Annotated in this window: 17 protein-coding genes; 8 read left to right on the top strand and 9 right to left on the bottom strand. The window is 69.5% G+C overall.

Features of this window, described 5'->3' with window-relative positions; all coding sequences use genetic code 11:
* The first annotated feature begins 24 nt into the window (after positions 1-24).
* The gene (locus WEE69_14260; protein ID MEX1146460.1) at positions 25-429 is read left to right on the top strand and encodes an SCP2 sterol-binding domain-containing protein; all 405 of its coding nucleotides are present in this window, start codon (positions 25-27) and stop codon (positions 427-429) included.
* Between the two features lie 109 nt (positions 430-538).
* On the opposite strand, the gene WEE69_14255 is transcribed toward WEE69_14260, so the two are convergent.
* The 3 genes from WEE69_14255 to WEE69_14245 all read right to left on the bottom strand — a co-directional run bounded on the left by WEE69_14255 (position 539) and on the right by WEE69_14245 (position 4,164).
* Positions 539-1,243, bottom strand: coding sequence for a hypothetical protein (locus WEE69_14255; GenBank protein MEX1146459.1), 705 nt, complete (start codon positions 1,241-1,243; stop codon positions 539-541).
* Between the two features lie 26 nt (positions 1,244-1,269).
* Positions 1,270-2,199: an SDR family oxidoreductase gene (locus WEE69_14250; GenBank protein ID MEX1146458.1), complete on the bottom strand. Its 930-nt coding sequence runs from the start codon at positions 2,197-2,199 to the stop codon at positions 1,270-1,272.
* An 84-nt stretch (positions 2,200-2,283) separates the two neighbouring features.
* On the bottom strand, positions 2,284-4,164 hold the full coding sequence (locus WEE69_14245) for a PASTA domain-containing protein (protein ID MEX1146457.1): 1,881 nt from the start codon (positions 4,162-4,164) through the stop codon (positions 2,284-2,286).
* Between the two features lie 230 nt (positions 4,165-4,394).
* Here WEE69_14245 and WEE69_14240 point away from each other — a divergent pair, with 230 nt between their 5' ends.
* A complete protein-coding gene (locus WEE69_14240) occupies positions 4,395-4,835 on the top strand; it encodes a hypothetical protein (GenBank protein MEX1146456.1) in 441 nt (146 codons plus the stop codon).
* Between the two features lie 18 nt (positions 4,836-4,853).
* Here WEE69_14240 and ligA read toward each other — a convergent pair whose 3' ends face one another.
* Complete coding sequence (ligA, locus tag WEE69_14235) at positions 4,854-6,866, bottom strand: NAD-dependent DNA ligase LigA (GenBank protein MEX1146455.1); 2,013 nt, start codon at positions 6,864-6,866, stop codon at positions 4,854-4,856.
* Positions 6,867-7,022: 156 nt separating this feature from the next.
* On the opposite strand from ligA, the gene WEE69_14230 reads away from it, so the two are divergent.
* Positions 7,023-7,913, top strand: coding sequence for a hypothetical protein (locus WEE69_14230; GenBank protein ID MEX1146454.1), 891 nt, complete (start codon positions 7,023-7,025; stop codon positions 7,911-7,913).
* Positions 7,914-7,916: 3 nt separating this feature from the next.
* On the opposite strand, the gene mnmA is transcribed toward WEE69_14230, so the two are convergent.
* The 4 genes from mnmA to WEE69_14210 form a co-directional block, all read right to left on the bottom strand.
* Positions 7,917-8,945, bottom strand: coding sequence for a tRNA 2-thiouridine(34) synthase MnmA (gene mnmA, locus WEE69_14225; protein ID MEX1146453.1), 1,029 nt, complete (start codon positions 8,943-8,945; stop codon positions 7,917-7,919).
* The gene (locus tag WEE69_14220; GenBank protein ID MEX1146452.1) at positions 8,942-10,264 is read right to left on the bottom strand and encodes a cysteine desulfurase family protein; all 1,323 of its coding nucleotides are present in this window, start codon (positions 10,262-10,264) and stop codon (positions 8,942-8,944) included. Before WEE69_14220 ends, mnmA begins: the two co-directional genes overlap by 4 nt.
* Before the next feature lie 76 nt (positions 10,265-10,340).
* Positions 10,341-11,462, bottom strand: coding sequence for a S8 family serine peptidase (locus WEE69_14215; GenBank protein MEX1146451.1), 1,122 nt, complete (start codon positions 11,460-11,462; stop codon positions 10,341-10,343).
* A gap of 176 nt (positions 11,463-11,638) precedes the next feature.
* Complete coding sequence (locus tag WEE69_14210) at positions 11,639-12,457, bottom strand: SGNH/GDSL hydrolase family protein (GenBank protein MEX1146450.1); 819 nt, start codon at positions 12,455-12,457, stop codon at positions 11,639-11,641.
* A gap of 140 nt (positions 12,458-12,597) precedes the next feature.
* Between WEE69_14210 and WEE69_14205 the strand changes: the two genes are divergently transcribed.
* Positions 12,598-12,858 (top strand): hypothetical protein, encoded by a 261-nt coding sequence (locus tag WEE69_14205; GenBank protein MEX1146449.1) that lies wholly within the window; start codon positions 12,598-12,600, stop codon positions 12,856-12,858.
* 22 nt (positions 12,859-12,880) lie between these two features.
* Here WEE69_14205 and WEE69_14200 read toward each other — a convergent pair whose 3' ends face one another.
* Complete coding sequence (locus WEE69_14200) at positions 12,881-14,311, bottom strand: peptidoglycan recognition protein (GenBank protein MEX1146448.1); 1,431 nt, start codon at positions 14,309-14,311, stop codon at positions 12,881-12,883.
* 190 nt (positions 14,312-14,501) lie between these two features.
* On the opposite strand from WEE69_14200, the gene scpA reads away from it, so the two are divergent.
* From scpA to WEE69_14180, 4 genes are all read left to right on the top strand, one after another.
* A complete protein-coding gene (gene scpA / locus WEE69_14195) occupies positions 14,502-16,622 on the top strand; it encodes a methylmalonyl-CoA mutase (GenBank protein MEX1146447.1) in 2,121 nt (706 codons plus the stop codon).
* The gene (gene meaB / locus WEE69_14190) at positions 16,619-17,584 is read left to right on the top strand and encodes a methylmalonyl Co-A mutase-associated GTPase MeaB (GenBank protein ID MEX1146446.1); all 966 of its coding nucleotides are present in this window, start codon (positions 16,619-16,621) and stop codon (positions 17,582-17,584) included. Before scpA ends, meaB begins: the two co-directional genes overlap by 4 nt.
* Positions 17,585-17,640: 56 nt before the next feature.
* Positions 17,641-19,776 carry an EAL domain-containing protein gene (locus tag WEE69_14185; GenBank protein ID MEX1146445.1) on the top strand — a complete coding sequence of 712 codons (2,136 nt, stop codon included), beginning with the start codon at positions 17,641-17,643 and terminating at the stop codon, positions 19,774-19,776.
* A gap of 71 nt (positions 19,777-19,847) precedes the next feature.
* Positions 19,848-20,442: hypothetical protein (locus tag WEE69_14180; GenBank protein ID MEX1146444.1), on the top strand; the 595-nt coding region annotated here is incomplete at its 3' end.

Here is a 20,442-nt window from a genome sequence, read left to right as displayed (position 1 = left end):
CGCGCGGCGATACGGAGGAGTTGGGTGACAAAGCACGCCTTCCTGTCCGACGAGTGGTTCGCAGTGGTCGAGAAGCTGTTCGAAGAGCACGGCGCCGAGGGGCCCGCCAACGTCGATCTCGTCACCAACGTCGTCGTCACCGACACGCCGTTTGGTGCCGAACGTCATCTGCACATGTCGTCGCGCGGCGGGCGCGGCCACGTCGGCATCGGTCACGCGCCCGACGGCGACGCGATCGTCACCACGGACTACGAGACGGCCAAGGAGATGTTCACGTCGGGCGATCCGAGCGCCGCGATGCAGGCGTTCATGGCCGGCAAGCTGCGCATCCAGGGTGATCTCGCCAAGATCATGGCCACGCAAGCGGCCGGCAACCCGACCGCGGCGAACGTGGCGCTCCTCGAAGCGATTCAGGGGATCACGGCCTAGCTTCGGTCGTTCGCTGTGTGCCGGGATACCCGGCCCACAGCCGCTCACTCCCTGGCGAGCACCTCCGCTCCCTCCGGTCGCTGCGGTGCCGCGTCTTGTCGACCGATGACTAGCGGTGCTCGGGCAGCCAGTTCCAGCTGCGCAGGAAGATCAGCACCGACGCGAGCGCCAGCGACCCGTACGACAGGAGGTCCGCAATGCCCTGCTGGCGCGCGACATCGCCGCCACCGCCGCCCAGATCGAAGAACTCGCCCGAGAACTCTTCGAGTGCGGGTGGCAGATCTCCACCGGGCGGCACCGCGTTGATGCCGTCTCCCCCTCCGAACACGCCAGGGGCGATGATCTGGAAGATGCCATAGACCGCCTTCGACGCCGCCACGAGCGCGATGACCGCGGCGACGAAGCACACGCTGTAGTGCGTCGCGCGTGCGACCGCGCCGGTCGCACCGCGAGCCACCTTGCCCGCCGGCGCGAGCGCAGTACAGCGTTGGTAGTGGAACATGAAGACCACGCCCGCCGCGATCAGCAGCAGGCCGTTCTCGAGCGCGTGACGGTAGATCGAGTTGTCGTCATGGCCGTCCACGATGAACCCCGTGAGCCCCCGAACCACGTTGTAGAACGCCACGAGAGCCACGAAGAGTGTGATGATGCCAATGGCCCCGACGTAGCGCGTCTGCGTGCGAGTCCCACCGGTGTCCTCGTCGCGGCGGCCGGACGCGAGGATCAAGATCGTTGCGACCAGGACCAGGACCCCGACCAAGATCAGCAGGAAGTCGGGCGTGTTCTGGAACAGGTTCATCTCGCCCCCCAACATGGGACGCTCGGAGCGCCCCGTCCCCGTCAGTCTTTCAGGGCGACACCGATCTCGTCGGGACCTCCGCGCCGCTTCTTGGGCTCGAGCCCCTTCGCCGCCTTCGCCAGCTGCTCCACACTCCAACGCTCACCGTTGTTCGTGATCTTCTCGGCGATCGAATACGACTGGTAGCGCGCGACCCGGTCGCCTTCCACGAAGAACGTCTCGCCGGTGAAGGGACAGTCGGCCGTCGAGAGGTACGCGACCATCGGCGACACGTTGGCCGGGTCCCACATGTCGAACTTCGACGCGTCGGTCGGTGCCTTCACCATGTCTTCCATGCCTGGTGTTTGCTCGGTGAGGCGGGTGCGCGCCATCGGAGTGATCGAGTTCGAACGCACGCCATAGCGCCGGAGCTCCATCGCGCAGATCGACGAGAACGTGGCAATACCGGCCTTGGCCGCGCCGTAGTTCGTCTGACCCGCGTTCCCCAGCACGCCCGACGTGGACGACGTGTTCACGATGGCAGCGTTGACCGTCTTCTCGGCCTTGACCTGCTCGCGCCAGTACGCAGCGGCATGCCGCGTCGGGCAGAAGTGGCCGCGGAGGTGCACTTCGATGACCGAGTCCCAGTCCTCGGCGGTCATGTTGACGAGCATCCGGTCGCGCAGGATGCCGGCATTGTTCACGAGCACGTGGAGATCGCCGAACGTCTCGATGGCGAGGTCGACGAGGCGCTTGGCGCCGTCCCAGTCGGAGACGCTGTCGGTGTTCGCGACGGCTTCGCCACCCATGGCATGGATCTCGTCGGCCACCTGCTGCGCCGGCGCTCGATCCTCTCCCTCACCGTGGATGTCGCCACCGAGGTCGTTCACCACGACCTTGGCACCCTCGCTCGCGAACAGCAGCGCGTGCTCGCGCCCCAGCCCGCGCCCAGCCCCCGTGATGATCGCGACCCGACCGTCCAGCGTTCCCATGTGCGCTCTTCCTTCTTCAGCCGACGACGCCGGATCGTACGCGGGCTACCGAGGCGAACGCCCGCGCCGTAGGTACCCTGCGGCTCATAGGAAGAGGGTGACCTTGGACCCGATCTTCACGACCGTGCCGCCAAGCGGGGCCTGGGCGCGCACGGTGGCACCCGGGGAGTAGTTCTCGACGTCGGGGCTGAGTCCGAGGTCGCGCAGCGCCGCGCTCGCAGCCTCGACCGTCATGCCCACGACGTTGGGCACCTCCACCATCTGGGGGCCCTTGCTCACCACGATCGTGACCACGGAGTCGCGCGCCGCGGGCTGGCCGACCGCCGGCTTGGTACCCATGACGACGCCCGCCGCCACCGTGTCGCTGAAAACGTCCTCGCGCGCCGCGCCGAGGCGTGCGGAGGCGAGGATCGCCACCGCCTCGTCGTACGTCTTCCCCGCGACGTCGGGCACCGGCACCGGCTTCGGACCGTCGCTCACGACGAGCGTGATCGTCGACTCGGGTCGCGCCTTCTTGCCGGCGACCGGAGTCGTGCCGAGCGCGATGTCCTTGGCCACGAACTCGTTGAACTCGCGCGCGATCGAGACCACGAAGCCAGCCTGCTCGAGCGTGGCTTGGGCCTCGGCAACCGGCTTCCCGGCGACGTCGGGCAGCGCGATGGGTGGCGGTCCACGCGACACGACGACCGTGATCTCGTCGCCCTCGGTGAGGAAGGCACCCGGACCCGGCCGTTGCTCGATCACGAGCCCTCGAGGGTCCTCGGACGTACGCCGTTCGACGATCTTCATGAGCAAGCCCGCGTCGGTGGCATCGCGGGCAGCGGTCGTGCGGTCGAGGCCGACCAAGCTCGGCACCGCAGCAGTCGCCCCACCGGTGGACAGGAAGAGCGCGACCGGCGCGATCAACATGGAGGCGATCGCGAGGCCGACAAGCACCGGGATCGCGCTGCGGCGCATCACGGCGTGGCGCGACTCGGCGCCGATGATCTCCAGCGGCGCCGCCGACTCAGACACGGTGTCGTCGGTCGACGAGTCGCCGCTGCTCACGCCGCGGCGGGAGCGCCCGATCCGCGTGGGGTCGATGTCGTCGAGACCCTCGCCGAGCCCGGCGATCGGCAACGGCGCCGGCGGCGGAAGTTGTCGCGCGACGCGCGCGAGCGCGGAGCCCATGTCGGACGCATCGGCGTAGCGCTCGGCAGGATCGGGACGGCCAGCGCGCGCGAGGACGTGCGCGAGCGGCCCGAGCTCCAGCGGAGGCTGGATGCCGCGAGTGGCGCGCATCCGGATCGTACCGAAGGCGGTGTCCGCGACGACCGGAACCACCCCGGTGCACGCCTCGACGAGCACGAGCGCGAGCGCGTAGAGGTCGGCGCGCCCGTCGAGGCGACCCTCTTCGGCCTGCTCGGGCGCCGCATAACGGGCGGTGCCCAGCATGGTGCCGCTCGGTTCCGTCCACGAGGCTTCCGCGAGCGCGCGGGCCAGCCCGAAGTCGGCCACGCGCACGATGCCGTGCTCGTCGAACAACAGGTTGGCGGGCTTCACGTCGCGATGCACCAGACCGCGCGTGTGCGCGTAGCGCAGCGCGGCGGCCACCTGACGGCCGATGTGGGCGGACTGCTCGGGCGTCAGGCGGGCGCCCGAGTCGAGCAGGCCCCGCAGCGACCCACCTTTCAGGAGCTCGAGCGCCATGAAGGGCACGCCTTCGTCTTCGCCCCAGTCGTAGACGGCCATCACGTGCGGGTGGTGCAGCGCCGCCGCGATCTGGGCTTCGGCCCGGAAGCGGCGGAGGAAGCCGGCGTCCTCGGCGAGCCCGCTGTGCAGGACCTTGACCGCGACGCGGCGCCGCAAGCGGACGTCGTCGGCCAGGTAGACACGGCCGCTCCCGCCGGCTCCTACGGGGGCGAGGAGGCGGTAGCGCCCGGCCAGGACGCGACCAACGAGGTCAACGAGGGCAGTGTGGGCCATGTGGCGTACCAGGGTACGGGCCACACGCCGTGTTCCGAGCCACCCCTCTGCGCTCGCTCTCTGCGGGCCGGGACCCACTCCCTGGTCGACTCCGCAGGCTCCGTCTCCTGGGTGTCGAGCGGCAAAGCCACCCGACCCCCGTCCCGCGGGCGTTCGCTCGCTGGCGAGCGCCCCCGCTTCGCGGCGGCGCCGCATCACGGTCACGCGGGCGCGTCGGTAGCCTCCGCTCGATGCTCCCTACGCCGCGTGTCCGCGAGCGCCGGCTGCGTCACCCGTGGCGCGTCGTCATCGTGGTCGGCCTGCTGGCGGCGGCAGTCAGTCTGGGCGCGATCGCGATCAACTCGGCCGACACCACACGCGTGGGCGAGGAGCCCCGCGACGCCATCGACAGCGTGAACCCCGCCCCCGGCGAGATCCTCCAGGACGCGATCACCGCCGACCTGCGCAACACCTTCACCGGTGTACTGGTGATCGACGGGATCGAGGTGCCCGAAGACCAGGTCGACCGGGTCGAGCCCCTCGGACAGGTCAGCTTCCGGCCAGGCCCGGGGAAGGACGTCGCGCGGTTCTCGCCCGGCGTCCACACGGTGGTCGTGCTGTTCTGGGAGCAGGGCAAGGAACGCCCTGCGAGCCCGGAGGCCTATTCATGGACGTTCCGCTCGGTCGCCTGAGTCAGCCCGGCGCGCGCATCACTCCTGGGGGCCGTGCTCGAGCAGCGCGAGGAAGCCCTCCTCGGCGAGGATGGTCACGCCGAGGCTCTCGGCCTTGGCGAGCTTCGACCCGGGGCTGTCGCCGACAACCACGTAGCTGGTCTTCTTCGACACCGACGACGTGACCTTGCCGCCGCGCGCCTCGATCTCGGCCTGTGCCTGCTCGCGCGAGAGGGACTCGAGCCCTCCGGTGAGCACGAACGTGAGGCCTTCCAACGGACCTCCGGCCACGGGCGCGGCGCGCGGTGCCGTGAGATCGACGCCGGCGGCGCGCAGCTTTTTGACGAGGGCGCGGTTGTCCTTCACCGAGAAGAAGCGCTGCACGCTCTGGGCAATCACCGGCCCGACGCCGTCGACTGCCGTCAGCGCTTCCTCCGATGCCTCCTCGATCACGGCCAGGTCTCCCATCGCGCGTGCGACGGCCTGCGCAGCCGTCGGGCCGAGATGACGGATGTTGAGCCCCACGAGCACCCGCGCCAGGCCGCGCGCCTTGGACGCCTCGATCCCCGCGACGAGGTTCTCGGCCGACTTCTGCGCCATGCGCTCGAGCGGCACGAGCGCCTCGACGGTGAGTGAGTAGATTTCGGCGGTGTCGCGCAGCAGCCCGGCATCGACGAACTGCCGCACGCGCTCCTCGCCGAGCCCTTCGATGTCCATTGCGCCCCGGCCGGCGAAATACACGATGCGTTGGACGCGCTGCTCCGGGCACTCGACGTTCACGCAGTGGTGGTCGGCTTCGCCTTCGAGACGCACCAAGGGAGCACCGCAGGCCGGGCACTCTTTCGGGAAGACCCACTTGCGCGCGCCCCGTTTGCGCTTGGCCAGCACCGGTCCGACGACCTCGGGGATCACGTCGCCGGCCTTGCGCACAATGACGGTGTCGCCCGGGCGCACGTCTTTGCGCGCGACTTCGTCCTGGTTGTGCAGCGTGGCCAACCCGACCGTTGAGCCCCCGACGAACACGGGATCGAGCTGCGCGAACGGTGTGGCGCGCCCGGTCCGCCCGATGCTGACGAAGATCCCGCGCAACAACGTGGCCTTCTCCTCGGGCGGAAACTTGTACGCGATCGCCCAGCGCGGCGCGCGGCTCGTCGTCCCCATCTCGTCGCGTTGCGCGAGATCGTCGACCTTCACGACGATGCCATCGATCTCGTAACCGAAGGAATGGCGGTGCTCGAGCATCTGCGCACAGAACTCGTACACCGCGTCGATGTGGTCGAGCTGCTCAACATGGGGATTGACGGGAAGGCCGAGGTCGCCGAGCCAAGCAAGCGTCTCGTGATGAGAGCGCAGCTTGGGGCCACCGCGCTGCACTCCCAGCTGGTATGCGAAGAAGTCGAGGTCGCGGGAGGTGGTGACGCGCGCGTCCTTCTGGCGCAGGCTCCCGGCCGCCGCGTTCCTCGGGTTCGCGAACAGCCGATCATCCGCTTCGCCCTGGCGCCGGTTCAGCTCCTCGAACGACTTCAGCGGCATGAACACCTCGCCACGCACCTCCAGCTGCTCAGGAATCGAGCTTCCGGTCAGCCGCTCGGGGATGGAGTCGATGGTGGCGACGTTCGGGGTGACGTCCTCTCCCGTGATGCCGTCGCCGCGCGTCGCCGCCCGCGTGAGACGCCCGGCCTCGTACAGCAGCGAGATAGCGAGCCCATCGAGCTTCGGCTCGCCGTCGAACACGATCGGGCCGGGAACGAGCTTCACGATGCGGTCGTGCCACGCGATCAGCTCCTCGCGTGAGAAGGCGTTGTCGAGCGAGAGCATCGGTGACACGTGGCGCACGGGCGCGAACGTGGCGGAGGCACCGCCACCGGGTCGCTGCGTCGGTGATTCGGGCGTGACGAGCTCGGGATGGGCGCGCTCGAGCTCGCGGAGCTCGCGCATGAGCTCGTCGTAGTCGGCGTCGGAAACCTCTGGCGCGTCTTCGAGGAAGTAACGCTCGTTGTGGTACTCGATCAGCGCGCGCAGCTCTTCGATGCGCTCCGCGGGATCAGCCATGCGTCGCAGGATACCGATCGACTGTGACGCCTCTCCCCTACGGCATGATCGACGTGGTCGTGGGGTTCGTGGAGGTGGTCGTGGTTGGCCCAATGACCGACAGTCGCATCATCGTCGCTCATCCGCGCCGAAGTCTCGGCAGGCCAGACTACGGCGATGTCCTCGAGGTTGTGGCTGTTGCGCGTCGCGTGGATCACCCTCCCGTTGAGCACTGGCGCGGCAGCGAGCGACGCCATCGCCAGCTTCGACGAAGCCGCACGTTGGGTCGGCGCGGGGCTGTTGTTCGCATCGTGGGGTGCCGGCGCGGTAGCGGTGTTGGCCCCTCGCCCGGTCGGACTCACGCTGCTGCGCGCGACCGCGCCTGCGTATGCATTGCTCGCCATCGCGGCACTGGTCGCGAACGAGACAGATGGCCTCGAAGGCTGGGGCGCAGTCGCCATCACCATTGTCACCGCAGTCCTCACTTCGATGCCTGACATCGCGCGCGCCGCGGCGAACGGCATCGCATACGGCAACGAGGAGCGTTTTCCCCTGCGCGTTCCGCCCGCGCTCTTCATCGGACCGCTGCCGATCGTGCGCGTGGCGGTGGTCGTCGGCGCCGCGGCGGGACCCCTGCTGCTCGCCGATGGCGAGATCGCATGGGGCATCGTCGCGCTGGTCCTCGGTCTGCCGGCGCTGGTGTTCGGCGCCCGCGCCCTGCACGGGCTCTCGCGTCGATGGCTGGTTCTCGTACCGGCCGGCGTCGTGGTCGTCGACCCCATGACCCTCGCCGAACCGGTGCTGTTCGTGCGCCGTCAAGTGCGCACGCTCCACGCGGCCGACGTGACCGTGCCGATCCCTGGGGATGCCGCAGACCTGCGGCTCGGCGCGTCGCTCGGCAACGTGCTCATGGATCTCGCCGAGCCCGTCGAGCTCACGCGCATCGCACGGGGCCGCCGAGGAACCATCGCGACGCGGGCGACCCAGCTCCTGGTGGCCGTGGGCTCGCGACGGTCCTTCCTCGAGACCGCCGCCCGTCGCGGGGTGACTGCTTCTCGCGCGCGCTGATCGCTACGCGGCGATGCCGCCGCCCACCAGCGCGTCGTCGTCGTAGAAGGCGACCACCTGACCCGGCGCCACCCGCGGCTGCGGCTCGTGCAACACGACGCGGTCTGGTGCAACGACCCTGCCCCGAGCAACGTGACCGTGCGCGCGTACCTGAACGTCGACGTCTCGCTCGGCATCGATGGCACTACAGACCCATGTGACCTCACGAACTGGGATCTCGTGTCGCAACAGGTCCTCGCGACGGCCGATCGTGACGGTCGCACTCGCCGCGTCCACGTCGACTACGTATCGGCGCTCACCGGCCGCGACGCCGAGCCCGCGACGCTGACCCACGGTGAAGTGCGCGATGCCATCGTGCTGCCCGAGGGGGTGCCCTTTGGTGTCGACGACCGAGCCGGGTCGACGTGGTGCGCGCACATCGAGGAACTGCCGACGCTCGTCGCGCGCAACGAAGCAGACGTCCATGCTCTCGGCCTTGTGCGCGGTGCGCAGATCGAGCGCGGCTGCGTGCGCCCGCACCTCGGCTTTCGTGAGGTCACCGACTGGGAGGACGACCTGGGCCAGCTCGCGCTGGCCGAGCATGTAGAGCACGTAGGACTGGTCCTTGGCCGAGTCGATGCCGCGAAGCAGGTCGTACCGCCCGTTGCTGCTGCGCCGCACGCGCGCATGGTGCCCCGTCGCGACGGCATCGAACCCGAGCGCCCGTGCTCGACCCAGAAGCACTCCGAACTTGATGGAACGGTTGCACTCGACGCACGGGTTCGGCGTACGACCGGCGGCGTACCCCTCGACGTACGGGGCCACGACACTGGCGTCGAACTGCTCGGTGAGGTTGAACACGTAATGTGGGACGCCCAGCTGCGCGGCGACGCGGCGGGCGTCCTCGACGTCGCCGACGCTGCAGCAGCCGGAGTCGGTGTTGCCACCCCAGAGCCGCAGCGTCACGCCGGTGACGTCGTGGCCGGCGTCGAGCAGCAGCGCAGCGGCCACCGACGAGTCGACCCCGCCGCTCATGGCGACGAGCACGTTCATCTTGGTCGGGCTCGCTCGGCGCCGGGGACCACAACGCTGGTCGACTCCGCAGGCTTCGTCTCCTGTGATGACGAACGGCGAAGCCCTTCGTCATCGGCGCCGCCCGCCGGGACGTTGGCCACTCCCGCGAGCTCGCTCGCGGTGCTCGCTCGCCGCCCTTCCTGACGGAGTTGCTCGACCGCGTCGGGGATCACGGCGAGCGCATGGTCCACGTCGGCGTCGGTGGACGCGAAGCCGAGACTGAGCCGGATCGACGCGAGAGCCCGCTCGCGCGCGATACCCATCGCGGCGAGCACGTGGGACGGCTCCGTCGCACCGGATGAGCAGGAGGACCCGGCCGCGGCCAGCACGCCGCCGCGATCCAGCGCCACGAGCAAGGTCTCGGCCTCGACGCCAGGGAAGCCGACGTGGCAGTTCCCGGCGACCTTGCACATGGGGTCGCCGTTGAAGAAGGCGTCGGGCACCGCGTCGGCGATGCCCGCGATGAGTCGATCGCGCAACCGACCGGCCGCGGCCACCTCGTGTGCGCGCTGCTCGTGCGTGACGCGCAGCGCGGCCGCCATCGCCGCGGCTCCGGCCACGTTGACGGTCCCAGCGCGCAGCCCACGCTCTTGTCCCCCACCCTCGATCAGCGGCTCGATCGCCACCGCGCCCCGCACGACGAGTGCACCGGTCCCCTTCGGCCCGCCGAACTTGTGTGCCGAGACGGACACGAGGTCCGCAGGGTTGGTCTCGGTCGAGACATCGAGCCACGGCACGCCCTGCACCGCGTCGGTGTGGATCACCGCCCGCGGGGCGCGCGCTCGCACCAGTGCGGCGACCTCGGCCAGCGGCTGGACGGTGCCCACCTCGTTGTTCACGAGCATCACCGACACCACGACGGTCCGCTCGTCGAGCGAGGCCTCCAGGGCGTCCAGGTCGACGACGCCACCGGGCGTGACAGGGACCCGGGCGACGCGGAACCCGTCGCGCTCCAGTCGGTCGCACGGCGCGAGCACACCTTTGTGCTCGAACTGCGTGGTGACGACACCGTCACCTCGCCCCGCTGACCGAGCCGCGCGTGCGGCGCCGAGCAGCGCCAGGTTGTCGGACTCGGTGCCGCCCCCCGTGATGACGACCTCACCTGGCCGCGCGCCGAGGAACGCCGCGACGACCTCGCGGGCTTCCTCGAGCGCGTTCTTAGCGGCGCGGGCACCGGCGTGCCCGCCGGACGGGTTGCCAAAGGACTCGACGAGGAATGGCGCCATCGCGGCCAACGCTTCGGGCCGCATCGGGGTGCTGGCCGCATGGTCGAGACAGGCCGAGGGGTCTCCGTGCACGCCTGGAAAGTCTACGGGTGCCAGCCGCGTCCTCGAACAGGACGATGAGGTCGCGTGCGAAGGCTAGGTGTCGCTCCTACGAGCAGCCGGAAAGCAGCATTGCGTTCGGGTCGATCAAGCCGAACCCGAACGAGTTGTCGCGCCCAGGGAGACCGAGATCGATCACGGCCCCACTCAACGGATCGGTGAGCTTCGACGTGACAAGGGTGACCGCTCCGACCGTGTCGTCGGCTCGCACTGCCGGGCACATCGCGAGGAACAGCGCGGCGGCGGCGGCCACGTACGGCGAAGCCATCGACGTGCCGCTCAGCGCGATGTACCCATTGTTCGGATACGTGGACCAGATCGCCGAACCCGGTGCAGACAGGTCGACCTCGCCATTGGCTCTCGAGAACGGTGCCCGCACGAGAGGCAGCGGCGGAACCTCCGGAGGGGCGGGATCGTCCGCGAGCGCATTGGCGGCTACCGAGATCGCCTCTGGGTACGCAGCCGGATACACGGGGCCGTCGGGTGTCCCCTCGGGGTCGCTCGAGCATTGCGGGTTGCAGTTCCCTGCAGATGCCACCACCACCACACCGTGGTCTCGTGCGTACTGCACCATTGCCTGCACCGTCGGCATCGGTGCAGGGTCGCCCAAGCTCAGGTTGATCACGTCCGCGCCGTGATCAACGGCCCATTTGATGCCGTCGGCCAGATCGGAAACGAGCCCGGAGCCGTTCTGACCCAACACTCGAACCGGCATCAGCTTCACGTTCGGCGCCGCGCCGGCGATGCCGATTGCGTTGTTTTCGATGGCGGCGATGACCCCAGCCACGTGCGTGCCGTGACCGTGCGCGTCAGCACAGCCCGGACGGCCATCGACGACCCAGTCGACGCCCGGCACGAATTGGCCGGCGAGGTCCGTATGCACGCCGTTGATGCCAGTGTCGACGATGGCGACTACTACCCCGTCTCCGAGAGTGCCGGCGGTGTCCCACGCGTCCTCGAACGGCACGCGGTCGAGCGCCCACTGGTCAGCGCGCCGTGGGTCAGTAGCCGTGGTGACGGCCTGAACGAGTCCGTTGGTCTCCACGGCAAGCACGACGCCGGCGGCCTCGAGCTCATCGACGAATGCTTCCGCCGCGGCGGGCGTTTCGGCCTCGTGCGTCACCACGTCGACCGTGCCGTCGTCGGCCTCGGTCACGGCGACGAGCGACACCCCCTCACCATCGAAGACGGCGGCCGCGGTGGGACCGCCGCTCGAGAGGGCGCACGCCAACGTCGGCGGTGGCGGCGGCGGTGGCGGCGGGGGCGCTGGCTTCAACGTCCGACAGGCGGTGCCTGTCACGGCCGTGAGCCCGAGTAGCAGCGCTGCGGTCGCTCTTCGGGAGCCCATCAGACCATGAGGGTGGAGGCGGTGGCAGCGATCGCGTCGCCGAAGCGGAACGCACCCGAGGCATAGACCGGGCACGGCGAGGCGTGCGCGATCGGGCAGAAATGCCCACGAGACGTCGGGTTGCCGGCGTCGGGTGGGAGTCCGTCGCGGACTTGGATCTTGAGCGTGTTGTCGGTGAGATCCATCACGCATCCGGGAAGTGTGAGCTCATGGGGAAGGCACGGCATGCGCAGCGGGAACACGAACTGGCCTGGCACCGAAGGGTCAGCGACCGCCAGCGCCATCTCGGGCGCGTTTGAGAACGTCACGCCACTCGCGGCGCGCGCGGCGGCGACCGATGAGTACACCCCGTCTAGGACGTGGGGAGCAGGGAAAAGAGGGGGCGGCTCGAGGAAGGGTCCAGGGCTGGCGACGAAGCCAACCTTCACCCCTCGAGCTGTCCAGATCGCTGCTGCGGCGTTGGCATCGGTGGTGTACTTGGCCAGATACCCGGGGCTGCCAGCCGGAGTACTTGCCGCCATGCACGGGGTGAGCGCGTTGCCTGAGAACTGGACGATCACGACTCGCGCGTTCAAGCCCCCGTCCTTCTGCATCTGCGCGAGCCAGTCGCAGATTGCGGTCCCTCCGAAGGAGCGGATCACCACTCGCCAACCCGGGCGTCGCTTCGCGATTCCCGCTTCGATGAACGCCTTCGATCCATTGGTCAACGAGTCGCCGTAGACGATCACCGTGGGCGGCGGAGGGGGCGGTGGGCGTGCCGGGCGACAGGCCGCGGCGATCAGGACGAGCCCGATCAGCGCTGCTCCCCGCCCTCTCATCACGATGCCTCCCTCCTTCCGACCCCTCAACACCATCGGCACCCACCGCCGATCTATTGAGACTGACGTTCCATCCCAAGAAGGACGCAAGAACCTACGGAAATGTTGGGCAAGGGACCCAAAAACTGCCCATCTCGGGAATGACTGTCACACCCCTGGGGGATATTCATGGTGTGAACACGCAGCTGCATCTCGTCGACGCCCCAGCCGGGCGTGCGGTTGCCCGCAAGCCCCGTCGCGCCCGGACCGTGAAGTCCTCTCGAACACCTCGGGTCCGTTGGGGCACCGACTGGCGCCTCGACGCCCAGGCCCGCCGCGTGGGCCGTGAGGGCGTGGCCGCGGCCCGGGCGGAGCTCGCGCGCGTCAACCAGCCCGACTCCCGGCTCCCGAAGGCCAGCTAGGCCCGACGGCAGCCCCGACGAGCTAAGGCTGGCTCGTCGTCGTGACGGGACCGCTCGTCGTCGTCGAGCTGGTGGGGACTGCGCCGCCCGAGAGGGTGGTCGACGTCGTGCTGCTCGTGCTCGTGCTGCTGGTGCTCGTGGTCGTCGGTGGGTACACGATCCCCGCCTTCACTTGCTGCCGCAGGGTGGCGAGCTCGCTGTAGAAGGCATTGCCCGGGCAACCGGTCTTGTCGACGTCGCGGTGCGTGACGATCGCGTTCGGCAGGAACACCTTCGATCCCACTGGCCAGTTCTGGCAGTTGCACGGCGACGAGGCGACGGTCTGCCAGAACCCCCTCAGTGGGTCGACGAACCCGACGCTCAGCCGCCAGCGCAAGAGATGCACGAGTGACTGCCATTGCGCGTTCGTCGGCTTGATGCTCGTGAAGTCACCGAGCAGCGCCACGCCCACGGAGCCGGTGTTGAAGCCACCGGCATGACCGCCGATGACTGGGTTCGCGATGCCGCCGGCGCGGCCTTCGAAGATCTGGCCGTACTTGTCGATGAGGAAGTGGTACGCCACGTCGCAGAAGCCGTTCGCGTTCATGTGGTACGACTGGATGCCGCGCACGATCGACGCGCTCTGACTCGCGGTGTAGTTGTTGCTCCCTGCGGTGTGATGCACCACGGCAAAGCGCAGGCCACCAGCAGCCATCTGGGGCGCGCTGCACGTGACGGGCCCGGTACCGAACGGTCGGGCGGCCCACTGCGATCGCATGATCATCCCCGGTTGCACCGTGCCGTTGGCGGCCGGCGCCGGGCGACAGGCGGAGACCGCGAGCGCGCCCACGACGACCACGAGCAAGGTCCGGCGCGCGGCGCGGTAGCGCCAAGGTGACCAGCCGAACGCGATGGCAACCAACAGGGCAGCCGAGGCCAGGAGCGCGCCCGCGAAGAGGTACCGCTGCGGTCCGTCGATGATCGGGAAGAAGCCACCCGCGGCACCGGCCGAGCCAGAGGGCGGGTCGGCCGCCGACGCATCCACGGCTTCGACGGTCACGTTCGTGGCGGTGCCGTCTGCGAGCGTGACGCGCACGGCCGTCGCGTTGTCGCCGATCCAGATCGGGTCAGTTGCTGTCGACGGATCGGCGATTGCGCCGACCGCATCCGCGCTTCCGGTCTCGACCTGGCCGTCGGAATCGCCCTCCACGGCCGTGGCCTTCGACCATGTGCCGTTGGACTGCTGGACCTCGACGGTGAACTCGGCCGACCGGTCGCCCTCCCACGAGATGCCGACAACGTTGGCGTCGACAGGAGTCGTGGCGGACTGCCAGCCCTCGGCCACGGTCTGGCCCTCGGCCACCACGGGGACCTCGTCGGTGGTCACCGGCGGTGGCGTGGTGCTCTCTAGGGCGAAGACGGGCCCGCCGAGCAGCACGAGCAGTGCCGCGGGAAGGATGAGCAGACGGCGCATGGGGGGCGTCCTCAATATCGTTGGGCTGGATGTCCCGTACTGACCGCCCGCCCCGGCAGTCTCGCGCGAGTTCTCGTCCACTTCCAGGGTTCACTTGACCCACATCTGCCCACCGTCCTGGTCGCACTCGCTCGCCGCCCGCCTGACGCCAGGTCGCTCAACGGGCAGAGACCCCTCTACCGTTGAGTTCATGCCGAGTGTGCCCGACTGGAAGGGCCTGGCCGCCAAGGAAGTGGGTGGGGAGCCCGACCAGCTGGTCTGGGAGACGCCGGAGGGGATCCCGGTCAAGCCGCTCTACACCGAGGCCGACCTCGAGGGCCTCGAGGCCGTTGGCACGCTGCCTGGCTTCGACCCGTTCGTACGGGGCGTGCGGGCCACGATGTACTCCAACCGCCCGTGGACGATCCGCCAGTACGCCGGGTTCTCCACCGCCGCGGAATCGAACGCCTTCTATCGCCAGAACCTCGCCGGCGGGCAGACGGGCGTGTCGGTGGCCTTCGACCTCGCCACCCACCGCGGCTACGACAGCGACCACCCGCGCGTGGTCGGCGACGTCGGCAAGGCGGGCGTCGCGATCGACTCGGTCGAGGACATGAAGATCCTCTTCGACGGGATCCCGCTCGACCGCATGACGGTCTCGATGACGATGAACGGCGCAGTGCTGCCGGTGCTCGCCGGCTACATCGTCGCGGCCGAGGAGCAGGGCGTCTCGCAGGACCAGCTCGGCGGGACCATCCAGAACGACATCCTCAAGGAGTTCATGGTCCGCAACACCTACATCTATCCGCCCGAGCCGAGCATGCGGATCGTTGCCGACATCATCGAGTACACGACGCAGCACATGCCGAAGTTCAACTCGATCTCGATCTCGGGTTACCACATGCTCGAGGCCGGCGCGACCGCCGTGCAGGAGCTCGCGTTCACGCTCGCCGACGGCCTCGAGTACGTGCGCGCCGCCCTCGGCCGCAAACTCGACGTGGACGCGTTCGCCGGTCGCTTGTCCTTTTTCTTCGGCATCGGCATGAACATCTTCATGGAGGTTGCGAAGCTGCGCGCCGCCCGCCTGCTGTGGGCTCGCGTGATGCGCCAGTTCGATCCGAAGAAGCCCGGATCCCTGATGCTGCGCACGCACTGCCAGACCTCGGGTGTCTCGCTCACCGAGCAAGACCCGTACAACAACATCGTGCGCACCGCATATGAAGCGCTGGCCGCAGTGCTGGGCGGAACGCAGAGCCTGCACACCAACTCCTTCGACGAGGCGCTCGCGCTTCCCAGCGACTTCGCCGCGCGGGTGGCGCGCAACACCCAGCTGATCCTCGCCGAGGAGACCGGCGTCACCCACGTGGTCGACCCGCTGGGCGGCTCGTACTACGTGGAGGCACTCACCGACGCGGTCGCGAAGCACGCATGGGCGCTGATCGAGGAGGTCGAGGCTCTCGGCGGCATGACCAAGGCGGTCGAGTCGGGGATGCCGAAGCTGCGCATCGAGGAGGCCGCCGCCCGCCGCCAGGCGGCGGTGGACCGTAGCGACGAGGTGATCGTCGGCGTGAACAAGTACCGGCTCGCCGAGGAGTCAGCCGTCGACATCCGCACGGTGGACAACTCGGCGGTCCGCGAGTCGCAGATCGCCCGCCTGGAGCGGGTGCGCGCGACCCGCGACGAGGCGGTGTGCACGGCCGCGCTCGAGCGGCTCACCGAGGGGGCGCGCGGCGACGCCAACCTGCTCGAGCTCAGCACCGAGGCCAGCCGTGCCCGCGCCACCGTGGGCGAGATCTCCGACGCGCTCGAGCAGGTGTTCACCCGCCACCGGGCAACGGTTCGTACGATCTCTGGTGTGTACGGGAGGGCGGCCGAGGGCGACGAGGAGTGGGACCGCGCCCGGGCCCAGGTCGAGGAGTTCGCGACGGCCGAGGGCCGTCGCCCGCGGATCCTGGTGGTCAAGATCGGTCAAGACGGCCACGACCGCGGCGCCAAGGTGATCGCGACCGCGTTCGCTGACCTCGGGTTCGACGTGGACGTGGGACCGCTGTTCCAGACACCCGAGGAAGCGGCGCGCGACGCCGTCGAAAACGACGTGCACGTGGTCGGCGTGAGCAGCCAGGCCGCGGGGCACAAGACGTTGGTGCCGGATCTCATCGCGCAGCTTCGCAAGCAGGGTGGCGACGACATCGTGGTCGTGGTCGGTGGCGTGATCCCACCGGCGGACTACGACTTCCTGCGCGATGCCGGTGTCGCCGCGGTGTTCGGCCCGGGTACGCACATCGCCACGGCCGCATCCGAGGTGCTGGCCGCGCTTCCGCGGCACGGGTGAGCGAGCTCGCAGCTCAGATCATCGGGGGCGATCGGCGCGCGTTGGCGCGCGGGATCACGCTCGTGGAGTCGACGCGTGCAGATCACCGCGAGGAAGCCGACGCGCTCCTGACCGAGCTCATGCCGCGCACCGGAGGCGCGGTGCGCGTCGGGATCTCCGGCGCGCCGGGATCGGGAAAGTCGACACTGATCGAGACGCTCGGGCTGCACCTCGTCGATGCGGGCAAGCGGGTGGCGGTCTTGGCGGTGGATCCTTCGAGCACGCGGTCGGGGGGTTCGATCCTCGGCGACAAGACGCGCATGGAGGAGCTCACGCGCCGGCCCGAGGCGTTCGTACGGCCGTCGCCGACGAGCGGGACGTTGGGCGGCGTGGCGCGACGCACTCGCGAGGCGTTGCTGCTGTGTGAGGCAGCCGGGTTCGAAGTGGTGCTCGTGGAGACCGTGGGCGTCGGACAGTCGGAGGTCGCAGTCGAGGGAATGGTCGACTGCTTCGTGCTGCTGATCGCGCCGGGTGGAGGCGACGAGCTGCAGGGGATCAAGCGGGGGATCATGGAGCTGGCCGACGTCGTCGTCGTGAACAAGGCCGACGGCGAGCTCGCGACGGTGGCGGGCGTCACGGCATCCGACTACGCGAACGCCGTACGCCTCATCCGGCCGAAGACGCCCCCGTGGGAGCCGCGCGTGGTGTTGTGCTCGGCGCTCGAAGGGCTCGGCGTGGACGAGTGCTGGGCCGCGGTCGAGGAGCACCACCGGGTCCTCGACGAGGCCGGGGAGCTGGGACGTCGCCGGGCCGAGCAAGCGAAAGCATGGATGTGGGGCGAGCTGTCGGCCGGCCTGCTCGAACGGCTTCGCCACGACCCGACCTCGGCCGAGGCGACGGCGCGGCTCGAGGCCGACGTGGTCGCAGGGAAGATCCCCCCCACCGTTGCCGCCGAACGGGTCCTGGACACCTTCAAGGGCTGACCCGGCGGGTTTCGGAACTTCAGACGGGGGCCCGAAATTGTCGATCACTCGTTGGGATGGGGATCGAGATCACGGGGCGAAAGCACCGGCGCTCTGACGAGACGGCCGGGGTGCGGTTGCGACGCAGCGAGTCGCGCTTGCACGCCCTCCTCAGCGACACCGACGACGCGATCGGCGTCTTCGACCGCGACGGGCGACTCTCGTACGCCAATCCCGCGACCGAGCGACTCCTCGGCCGTCCGGTCTCTTCATTGCTCGGAGCTGCGCCGATCGACATCGTGCACCCGACCGATCGAGCCCGCGTCGTCGCCACGGCGCGGGCGAGCAGCGAGCGCGTCGGAGAGACCGAGCGTGTCGAGCTGCGCGTCCACCACCAAGACGGCAGCTGGCACACGGTCGCCGTCGCGGTGACGAACCGCATCGACGACCCGGCCGTCGGAGGATTCGTGGTCACGGCGAGCGACGTGACCGATCGCCGCCTCGTCGAATCGGCGCTGGCCGAGGTGCGCGCCCGCTTTCACGCGACCTTCGACGACTCACCGATCGGGATGGCCCTCACGACAGTCGATGGGCGGGTGCTGAGGGCCAACCGCGCGCTCGCGCAGACGCTCGGCATGAGCGAGGAGGCACTCGAAGGCGTGTCGCTCGTCGCGCTCTCGTACCACGAGGACCGCGACTCCGTAGCGAGCGCATTGGCCAACGCGGCTGCCGGCTACGGCGCGGGCGATCGAAGCGAGCAGCGCTGGGTGCACGCCGACGGTCGGCCGATCAGCGCGCGGATGTCGTCGTCAGTGGTGCGGGGCCACGACGGGCAACCCATCTATCTCGTGACCCAGATCGAGGACACGAGCAAACACGAAGAGAACGACCGGCTCCTCGCACACCAGGCCGCTCACGACCCATTGACCGGCCTTCCCAACCGCTCGATGTTCATGGAGGAGCTGCGCCGTGCACTCGCCAACGGCGACCGCCGCGAACAGACCGCGATCCTGTTCATCGACCTGGATCGCTTCAAGGTCATCAACGACAGCCTCGGGCATCCGGCTGGCGATCGCATCCTCATGACGATCGCCGATCGCCTCCGAGCAACGACCCGTCCGAACGACATCGTGGCGCGCTTCGAAGGCGACGAGTTCACCGTGCTCTGCTCCGGAGTGTCGGAAGAGTCAGGGGCCCGCGCGGTCGCGGCCCGCCTCGTCGAGGCGATCTCGAAGCCGGTGGTGATCACCGAAGGCGAGGTGTTCGTGACGGCGAGCGTCGGCATCGCGATCGCCGTAGGCGAGCTCGAGACCCCGGAGACACTCCTGCGCAACGCCAACGCCGCGATGCACCGGGCGAAGGACGAGGGCCGCGACCGGATGGAGTGCTTCGCGTCGGAGACGCACGACCAGGCCGTCCACCACTTCCGCACTGCCAACGACCTCCGGCGTGCGCTCGAACGCTCTGAGCTGCGGCTCCACTACCAGCCGATCGTTCACCTCGAGAACGCACGGGTCACCGGCTTCGAGGCGCTCGTCCGTTGGGAGCACCCCGAACGCGGCCTCGTGGCACCAGCCGACTTCATCGGACTGGCCGAGGAGACCGGGCTCGTGGTGCCGATCGGCGCCTGGGTGCTCGAGGCCGCGTGCACCCAGCTGGTCCGATGGCACGAGCAAGGCGCCCACCTCGCCATGAGCGTGAACCTCGCCGCCCGCCAGCTCGCGGAGCCCGGCCTGGTGAGCGAAGTGGCGCGCATCCTCGACGCGACCGGCGTTCGACCCGACGCGGTCTGGCTCGAGCTCACGGAGAGCGCGTTGATGCGCGATGCGGAGGCAACGATCACATCGCTACGCGCGTTGCGCGACCTCGGGGTACAGCTCGCGGTCGACGACTTCGGCACCGGGTACTCTTCGATGGCCTACCTCAAGCGCTTCCCCGTGAGCTCATTGAAGATCGATCGTGCGTTCGTGGACGGGCTCGGACGTGACGCAGACGACACGGCGATCTGCGCGACCGTCGTGGGCCTGGCGCACTCCCTCGGGTTGCGTGCGGTGGGCGAAGGTGTCGAGACCACCGACCAGCATTCCGAGCTGCGCTCGTTGGGATGCGACTACGGGCAGGGCTACCTGTTCGGTCGTCCCCAGGACGCGTCGATGTGGGGCTCTCGGCCTGACGTGAACGGCTGGTCCGAGTCCGGAGTGGTCGAGGAATAGACCGCCCACTGTCACTACGGCGCGCGTCGCGGGTCGTCGGCGCCACCTGCCCACCCCTGCTCGGAGGCCCCATGCCGACGACCCTCACGATCCAGCCGTGGCCCGATCCCGTGATCGACACCGTCGGCCACGACCCGCGCTCGATCTACGCCGAGACGTTCTGGCTCCCCACCCTCGGGCCGACGTCGCTCCTCTTGCTCCGGCACCTCGCGGCGCGCTTCGACGAGCGCAACGGGGCGATCGAGCTGCCGGTGGCCGAAGCGTCACAGCGGCTCGGGCTCGGCGAGCGCGCCGGCAACAGCTCGCCCATCGTGCGCAGCCTGACCCGGCTCGAGTCGTTCGACCTCGCGTGCTCCGACGGACGTGGCACCGTGGCCGTGCGCCGCACGCTGCCCTCTCTCCCCCAGCGTCACCTTCGCCGACTCCCCGCTCCCTTGCAGACGGCGCACGCGCAGTGGACCGAGACCGTGCTCGCCGAGGCGCCGCACGCGGAAGCGCAGCGGCGCGCTCGGCGCATGGCGCTCGCGCTGCTCGAACAGGGTGACGACCTCGATCACGTCGAGCGCGTGCTCTTCGCCACCGGCTTCCACCCCACCGTCTGCCATGACGCCGCGCGCTGGGCCTGGCAGCGCCATCGCGACGCAGCTGCAGCCGCCGGCCTGGCGT

The sequence above is a fragment of the Acidimicrobiia bacterium genome, from assembly GCA_040881685.1.
Lineage (GTDB): Bacteria > Actinomycetota > Acidimicrobiia > IMCC26256 > PALSA-555 > SHVJ01.
The sequence above is the reverse complement of the archived record's forward strand: the minus strand, read 5'-3'. Positions and strand labels throughout refer to the sequence as shown.